We start from the raw sequence: 8,592 nt of genomic DNA on the forward strand, positions 1-8,592 counted from the left end.
CTTTGAGCGCCTCCAAAACGACCTGCGCTTTGAAGGTGGCGGAATAGTGTTTTCGGGTGTTGGGCATGGTGGTGTATCCACCTTAATTGTGCCCGATTTGCTGTCCTAATTTATAGGACCATTATAAACCCACCGCTTTCATAAGAGCCGTTGGGGACAGATGTGTCGTACTACGTTTGATGGACATAGTTATTATTATAGCGGACGGTCGCTGATAATTTACGACTATCTTTTTGTCTCCGAGGACAGCGGCAATCACCCTGTGCGCAATTGCCGCTTGCTTCGAAAGTGAATCAGGCGCGCGCCATTATGGCGCATTTTGCAAATCCTTAATGGCGTCGGCGACTGCTGGACTGGGAGGAGGGAAGAAATCAATATTACGATTGTGGGTGAAAACGCTTATTTGTATGTCGTTTAACGCCCATGTCAAGTATGACTGAGCTTCCTGATTGAACGGATCTAGTTCAATGGCCTTACGAAATTCCGCGAGCGCCGGGTATTTATCCGTACTGCGAATCCGGCGGAGTCCGAGCGCGATATGGGTGGCGGCCGCCTTGGAAATCGTCGCCGGAGGAGCATGGGTGTACGCCTGTCGCTGGGCGTCCGACGGCGCCTGGAGAGGCACATCTCGGAACTCCGCCCATTCGTATGAACGGACCTGAAAGAGTATTCGCTTGACCTTCGGCTGATATGAGGGAAAGAAAGTGTACCGGCGCTCGCGCTCCGAGGGGGATTTGTGTTCCTCGGTGATACCCAAGGGCATTTCTTTACCCGCACCGTCCAAGATGAGGATGCGTGTGTCCTGATCGAGAATGTTGTCTCGAATAACGTAACTGTCTCTGTCACCACCAGCGCTGGGAGTTAAGCGAGAGATCGTGATCCTTTGCCGCCCGAAAGCCGTCGTCGACGTCCCCAGAAGGCTGGATGAAACAGATGCTACCGTCTTCAATGCTCGGCGTGCGACGCCGACACGGAGGGTCGCGGTTTGCACGCCAGGGCGGAAGATTGCGGAGACCCCGGGATAGGTGGGGCCACCATCGTATCCGCCAAGCCAGTAGTGCTGCGCGCTTGCTTCTGGAACATCGATAGTAATGCTTGTATCGTCGCCAAGTCCCACGGGAAGGAACATAAATTGCCGCACCTGCTCGGCGCCGGTCGATGTAGGCTCCCATTTGAAATCCGGCAAATTCGTTCTCCGATCGAACGGCTTTTTCGCTGATATCCATGATGTGTATCCATATTTGCTGGGAGCGTAGGAAACGGCGAGCATATAAATTTTTCCGCCTCCCGGCAAAGATTGAACCACTTGTAACTGCTCACGTTTGAGATCGGCGTTCGTAAACGCCGAGACGTGAAGCGCCGCCATAAGGGTCGTGAACGCAAGAATGGAGGTGACGATGGAGGCGACCCAGTATCGCTGAAGCGGACGGCGAGTTCGCCCGGACGCTAGGATTGAGCGCAGGCGCGTCTCGACATTCGGTTTCTGCGCCATGGCAACCGCGCCAAGGCGCGCGCTCTGGTTTTTACGCGCCGCAAGCGCGACATCCAGCAATTGGCGTGCGTATTCCGTGGCCGGCATCCCTCCCAGGACTACGAGGTCGTCACAGGCAGTTTCACTCTCCTCACGCATTTTTGCCGCTGCAAACCAAACGAGCGGGTGAAACCAGAAAATCGCGCAGACAATACGAGCGGCGATGAGCAGCAGCCAGTCCTGCCGGCGCACATGGGCTAGTTCATGAAGCAGGGCGGCGGAAGCACGGCTCGGCGGCCAATGCACGGCGTTTGCCGGTAGCAGCACCGTCGGCCGCAGACCGCCCCATGTGATTGGGACCGCCACATCACTTGAGGGAGCCGCAATCCGGAATTGGACGGTTTGGCGCGGAGATATCACCCGGAAGGCTTCAGAAGCGGCTTGCTCAAGCGCGTTCCCTGAGATGGCTCCACTAACACACTCAATTTTTGCAACGGCATCCAAGCTTCGGAGCAGCATAGCCAGGATGGCGAGGCAGCCGATGGTCCAGACTACCAGGATGATCGCTGACCAATCCAACCCAGCTTCTGAACGCTCCATTGGGGGCGATGCTGAGGGAACTGAGACAGAATCCGGGATGCCGTTTCCAAAAGCTGTCGGCGCCTGAGTGCTCGGCGCGGCGTTTACGGGAGCGGGCGCCACGGAATGTAAGGTGTTGGGGACAGAGGGCGATTCCTGGAGGCGTGGGGATGAAATGGAGGGAACAACAGTATTCCAATGCGGAAGAGTGAATGACAGCAATGGAAGCAGCAGAGAACCGATGAGCGCCAGTGTCCAAAAGAGATGCCGTGTGGCGGCGGAGGTGCGGCGGGCGAACCGCGTCGCGACCATAGCCAATCCAATCAGCACCGATGCTTTCAGGGATGCATCAGCAATCAACAATAAGAATATAGACATCAGTGCGGCTCCTTGAAGTAGTGCGAATATTTTCGCATAAACCCTTGACAAACAAAATTAGGCCTTAGGATCGCGTGATCCTAAGGCCTATTTTGAAAGAAGTTGAATTACCGGCCGCGACCACCGCCGCCGAATCCGCGGCCTCCCCCGTTGCCGAAGCTGCCGCGATCCCCGCCGCCCGAGGAGCGCTCGCCCCCGCCCGAAGCACGTTCGCCGCCACCGGAACTTCGGTCACTGGATGCTGGGCGATCGTTTCCGCCGGAACTGCGATTGTCGCCGCCAGAGTAGCTTCCTCGACCGCCGGAATTCCCGCCTCCGCCGCCGGAACTGCGATCACCGCCGCCCGAGGGGCGGGTTTCGCGGCCGCCGCTGTCGGTTGGCGCCGCCGGAGTTGGGGTTTCCCGGGGAGCCGGGCTCGATTCTTGAGATCCACCGCTGCGAATTGTAGGCGGGTCGCTATTGAAGGTTCGATCTCCACCCGATGAGCGTCCGCCGCCAAATGTCCGGCCGCCACTGGCGCCGCGTCCGCTGTCAACGGTTCCGCCGCTGTTGGAGGTGGGAACGCTGTTGTACGCGCCGCCGCCAGGTGTGATGGTTCGCCCGCCCCCGAAGGTTCGGTCACCCGTGGAGGTTCGTCCGTCGCCGGTGGATGAGCCCCCAGTGGTGGGAGGTCGGCCGTTCGTGGTCGGTCGGCCGCCTTCAAACGTACGCCCACCGCCGAAGGTGCGGCCACCCGTGGAGGTTCGCCCGTCGGTGGATGTCCGATCGCCGTTGACTGGACGTCCGTTGTCGGTCGTGCGGGAGCCGCCGTTTGTCCAGGAACCGCTGCCGGGCCGTCCGCCCTGGAACACGCGGCCGCCATTGCTGACGTTGCGGTCGCCGCGATTTTCTCCATTATTCCCGGATCTGTCTCCACGGTAGCCGCCGTTGTTCGAGGTCCGGTCGCCCCGGTTCGTATGGTTGCCGCCGTAGGTCCGGCCGACCGGGTCGGTCACTCGCCGGCTGCTGCCGCGGAAGTCGCGGCGGTCGTCACGTGGTCTTTCGGCCCATCGATAGACATCGTGGTGATAATACGTTGGCCGGTAGGGCGCCGGGTGACGATCATAGTAATCGTGATAGTGGTTCCAGCCGTAGTAAGGCCGGCCGCCGATCTCGATGAACAGTCCGGGAACCGCGATGATAAGGCTGTTTCGGTAGTACGGTTCGTTGCAGTAGTATCCGCCCCAGTAATTCATGCCGTGATACCAGCCCATGCCGATATATTCGTCCCAGCTTGGCGCGATCCCGAAGAACACCGGCGTCGTGGGGTGGAACTTCGTCGTGAACGGATACCAGCGCGAACCTGGTACGGTCGCGTTCTCCAGATAGCCGTTTCGGGGGACGTATAGAATTGGGGCGTCGCCGTCATTCACGAAGAACATCTCTTTGGTGGGCGACACAGCGAACTTCATCGCGTAGAGGTTGTTGTTCGTGAACGGGACGACGATCGTTTCGCCGGCGTTGTCATAAAGCTGATAACCGCCACGGTCGAAGATCGCGCGCCGGATGGGCGCCTGCTGATCTTCGGGTACTTCACGCCAGTTGAACACGGAATCCTGGCTCGTGTTTCCATAGCCGGTGTCGTAGTCGCTGGAGGAGTAATCCTGCCCAATGGGCGGCGCCATGTTCACCGGGGGATCGGCGAATGCGGTTAGGCTCGTCATAAGCAGCGCGGCCGTGGCGACGGCGCCGGCCCCGCGTCGAAAAAGTCGCTTTCCAGTCGACTTGAGATTGATGGGTTTCTCCATCTCCATTTTCGTTTCCATTCTTTCCGTAAAGAAGCGGCCTGATGACAACAAATATTAGGCCGGGTTGATGTTTTACTACTTCTTTATACTGACGTCCTGATTGGAGCTGCTGTTCCATGAATTCTTCGATATTTACCGCAAGCAAGTAACTCGATCGCATCAGCGTACTGAGGGAGCCGTACGTGCGATGCGAAAGCCGACTTCGTAGTTGTGGTCGGAGGGGCGCCACTGCCAGTGATAAGCGGAGCGCTCATGGTACACATCGTTCTTGAATGCGCCGCCCCGGGCGATCTTTTGTGTTCCCGTCGCTGGGCCGGTGGGATCTGTCTGGGCGTCGCCGGGATACGGGCCTTCGTCATACCAGTCATCGCACCACATCCAGAGATTGCCGTTGATATCGTGGACGCCGTACGCGTTCGGCTTCAGCAGACCGACCGGATGCGTTTCTCCCGCTGCATTTCGATCGCACCAGGCGTAGTCTTTCGCCTGATCCTGGTCCGCGTCGTCGCCGCCAAAGAACCAGGTCGTCTTGGTTCCGGCGCGGACGACATACTCATATTCCGCCGAGGTCAGCAGGCGGTATCCATTCTTCTTGATATCGGAATGGAAATCTTCCAGCGCCGTGATTCCCGCCGCCGCAGTTCCTGTCACCGATTTGTAAGAATAGACTGGGTCCAGGCCGTCCCTCTTGCTGAGCGTGTTGCAGTACACCACGGCGTCATACCAGGAGACATTGTCAATGGGGCGTTTTAAGTCGCCCGGATGCAGCGTGGGGTTAGCGCCCGTGGTTTTGAGATATTCGTCCTGTGTCACCTGTGTGGCGGACATGATCAGGTCGTAGGTAAATGTCACCGAATGGGCGGGAAAGGTGTAAGTCCAGCGCTTGCCTTCGAACTGCTGTCCGAAGGTAAAGGTTTGTCCCTTGGTCGGGATACGCACCCATTCGGCGGGAATTGTTTTCGGATCGAACGCGGGCTTGCGCCGTTCACGCGCCTGAACGCCAGACGCTCCCGCCAGAACCAGCATGGCGCACGCCGCCGCAACAGTGAATTTGGCAATCAGCATGAATTGTCTCCTGGGCAAAGTCGTTCACTGTTTATTATGGCTTTTGTTCGCGATGGTTGTTCTTGACGGACAGATCGATTTTCTTTACAATGGTCATGCCTTGGAAAGCAGCGGCCAATGGCCGGCCCGCCAAACGTTCCCATCAAGAGATGAATCCATTATGAAAATCAAGCTTCTTCGGGCATTGCTGGCGTCCTCTCTCTTCGCAGCCAGTTTGTCCGCCTGCTCCGCGAAAGATTTTGCGGCTTCGCAGTTTGGCGTATCGGCGGGCGGAGCCACGCTCAATACTCGCTCCATTCAGTTCGCCATCGATTATATTAGTCAAAACGGAGGCGGGAGGCTGGTGTTTTCTTCAGGCCGATATCTCACGGGGACAATCCATCTGAAGTCGGATGTTACTCTGCAGCTGGAAGAGGGCGCTGTCCTGCTGGGGTCCACGAACCCGTTTGATTACGATCACGAAGATGTTCCGTTTGATTACAACAAAACGACTTCGACGTCTCTCATATTTGGAAAAGGGCTGCATGATATTGGGATCACAGGGCCAGGAACGGTGGATGGCCAGGGGGCGGCTCTTGCTGAGAATGTTACGGATTACGCACGCAAAGGATTTATCAACGATCCCTTGCGAGGGCGTCCTTCCGAAGATCACCGCCCAATGCTGATCAACTTGTATTCGTGCGATCGTGTGACGCTCAAGGAGGTTACCTTAAAGGATTCCTCCTGCTGGGTGCAGATGTATAACCAGTGCCGGCATGTGGACCTGGATCATATCCGCGTGATCAGCAGGGCGTTTTGGAATAACGACGGCGTTGATATCGTGGATTGTGACGATTTTAAAGTCAGCAACTCATCTTTCGATTGTTCCGATGACGGTATCTGTTTGAAATCGATAGACCCGCAGGCGCGCTGCCAGCATATCTGGATCCGAAACAACTCCGTCACCTCCGACGCGAGCGGGATCAAATTCGGCACCGCATCGTTCGGGGGCTTCAACGACGTGCATGTGCTGCAAAATAGGGTTTATAACACCTATCGCGGGGCGATTGCCCTGGAAACAGTGGACGGGGGATACCTGGAAGATGTGGAGGTCGATGGACTGCAAGCCGTGAATGTCGGTAATGCGATTTTTCTGCGCGCCGGCGCGCGGCTGGGCGCTAGAAAAGGGCGCTTAGAAAACGTACGAATCAAAAACGTTTCCGTGGAAATCGGCGGTAAAGATGTGCCGCGCACAGTCGCGCCGGTCGTGATCGTCGCAGGGCTGCCCGACATCATCGTTTCCAACGTCAAACTTGATAATATCGTTGTGAAGGCGCCTGGGGGAGGGGATTCGGCGGCGGCGAAGATCACTCTGGACAACCTGAGCGCGATCCCCGAAAATCCCAGCAATTACCCGGAATTCTCCATGTTCGGCGAATTGCCTGCCTGGGGAGTCTATCTACGCCACGCCCAAGGAATTCAATTCTCAGGTCTTTCATTGTCGTGCGCGCAGCCAGATTATAGAACGACGATCGTGCTGGACGACGTTCACCAGTCGGGCTTCAAAAATCTCCGAATCAATGGGGCGTCTGGAAAGAAAAAAAATCTCCACGCCTCTCATTCCTCCGAGATTGCTGCGCCGAAAAAATGACGCTCCAATGAAAAAAGGGCCGCGCGATCATCGCGCGGCCCTTTTGTGCGTTGAGACGATTACTCGGCGTCGTCCGCCTTGGGCGCGTCGAGCAGTCGCAGACCTTCCATGGCCTGGGTATTGATCAGACCGGCCTTGGCGTAGACGAACAGCTTGGCGCGGCTGTCGGTGATGTCGAGGTTGCGCATGGTGAGCTGGCCGATGCGGTCCTGCGGGGTGAAGGAGCCGTCGAACTTCTCCATAGTCAGCCGCTCGGGGGCGTAGGTGAGGTTCGGGCTTTCGGTGTTCAGGATCGTGTAGTCGTTGCCGCAGCGCAGCTCGACGGTGACTTCGCCGGTGATGGGTTTCGCCACCCAGCGCTGGAGGGTTTCGCGCAGCATCATGGACTGAGGATCGAACCAGCGGCCTTCGTAGAGGAGACGTCCGAGGCGGCGGCCCATGTCGCGGTACTGCTCGATGGTGCCTTCGTTGTGGATGCCGGTGATCAGGCGCTCGTAGGCGATATGGAACAGAGCCATGGCGGGCGCTTCGTAGATGCCTCGGCTTTTGGCTTCGATGATCCGATTTTCGATCTGGTCGGACATGCCCAGGCCGTGGCGGCCGCCGATAGCATTCGCTTCCAGCACTAAGTCCACGGGACTGTCGAAGGTCTTGCCGTTGATCGCTACGGGCAGGCCCTCTTCGAACGTGACCGTGACTTCTTCGGGCTGGATATCGACGTCCTTGCGCCAGTGTGCGACGCCCATGATCGGTTCGACGATCCGCAGGCCGTTCTTCAGGAATTCTAAGTCCTTGGCCTCGTGGGTCGCGCCCCAGATGTTGGAGTCGGTGGAGTAGGCCTTCTCCTTGCTCATGTGGAACTCAAGGCCGGCCTTCTCCAGTAGCTCGGACATCTCCTTGCGGCCGCCCAGCTCATCGATGAACTGCTGATCCAGCCAGGGCTTGTAGATACGCAGCTCGGGGTTCACCATCAGGCCGTAACGGTAAAAGCGCTCGATGTCGTTGCCTTTGTAGGTGCTGCCGTCGCCCCAGATATCGACGCCGTCTTCCTTCATCGCGCCGACCAGCATGGTGCCGGTGACCGCGCGGCCGATCGGCGTCGTGTTGAAGTACGCGACGCCGGCGGTGGTGATATGGAACGCGCCGCATTGCAGGGCCGCAAGGCCCTCACGGACCAATTGCGGCCGGCAATCGATCAATCGCGCCTTCTCCGCGCCGTACTCCAATGCGCGGCGGGGAATGCTGTCGTAATCCGTCTCATCCGGCTGGCCGAGGTGCGCGGTGTAGCAGTAGGGGATCGCGCCCTTCTGGCGCATCCAATAGATGGCGGCGCTGGTGTCCAGGCCCCCCGAAAATGCGATCCCGACGTTCTCGCCGATCGGGAGAGACTGCAAGATGTTGCTCATACACGTTCCCTTGTTGACAATTTAAACACCCTATTGTACCCGATGGGGAGAAGTGTCTTGGAGATTCGCGAATAAGCGTCCAGTGGCGACGTCTCATTCAACATCTTAACTGATGTTACGCAGAGCGTGTCTGGCGATTAAAATCGCGACTAGAAGCGGTGCCGAAAAGTCTTCGATATCTTTGGGGATTTGACAAGGATAAATTTTGTCCTTGTCGAATCTCTTCTTATGATTGGCAAGCGTTCCTCCCAGCCGGCATTATTCGATGTTGGCAAT

General features: G+C 57.6%; 5 protein-coding genes. 1 reads left to right on the top strand and 4 read right to left on the bottom strand.

All coding sequences use genetic code 11. From position 1 onward, the window contains the following. Positions 1 to 307: 307 nt before the first annotated feature. From ABIZ35_RS28220 to ABIZ35_RS28230, 3 genes are all read right to left on the bottom strand, one after another. Complete coding sequence (locus ABIZ35_RS28220; protein WP_348223285.1) at positions 308 to 2,428, bottom strand: M56 family metallopeptidase; 2,121 nt, start codon at positions 2,426 to 2,428, stop codon at positions 308 to 310. 107 nt (positions 2,429 to 2,535) lie between these two features. Continuing rightward, positions 2,536 to 4,233, bottom strand: a complete 1,698-nt coding sequence (locus tag ABIZ35_RS28225) for a hypothetical protein (protein WP_348223286.1) — start codon at positions 4,231 to 4,233, stop codon at positions 2,536 to 2,538. A 141-nt stretch (positions 4,234 to 4,374) separates the two neighbouring features. After that, positions 4,375 to 5,280 carry a formylglycine-generating enzyme family protein gene (locus ABIZ35_RS28230; protein WP_348223287.1) on the bottom strand — a complete coding sequence of 302 codons (906 nt, stop codon included), beginning with the start codon at positions 5,278 to 5,280 and terminating at the stop codon, positions 4,375 to 4,377. 160 nt (positions 5,281 to 5,440) lie between these two features. Here ABIZ35_RS28230 and ABIZ35_RS28235 point away from each other — a divergent pair, with 160 nt between their 5' ends. Continuing rightward, positions 5,441 to 6,910, top strand: coding sequence for a glycosyl hydrolase family 28 protein (locus tag ABIZ35_RS28235; protein WP_348223288.1), 1,470 nt, complete (start codon positions 5,441 to 5,443; stop codon positions 6,908 to 6,910). Between the two features lie 59 nt (positions 6,911 to 6,969). Here the strand turns inward: ABIZ35_RS28235 and argG are convergent, their stop codons facing one another. Beyond that, positions 6,970 to 8,316 (bottom strand): argininosuccinate synthase, encoded by a 1,347-nt coding sequence (gene argG / locus ABIZ35_RS28240; protein WP_348223289.1) that lies wholly within the window; start codon positions 8,314 to 8,316, stop codon positions 6,970 to 6,972. Positions 8,317 to 8,592 lie beyond the last annotated feature (276 nt).

The organism is Capsulimonas sp., from assembly GCF_039929585.1.
Classification (GTDB): domain Bacteria; phylum Armatimonadota; class Armatimonadia; order Armatimonadales; family Capsulimonadaceae; genus Capsulimonas.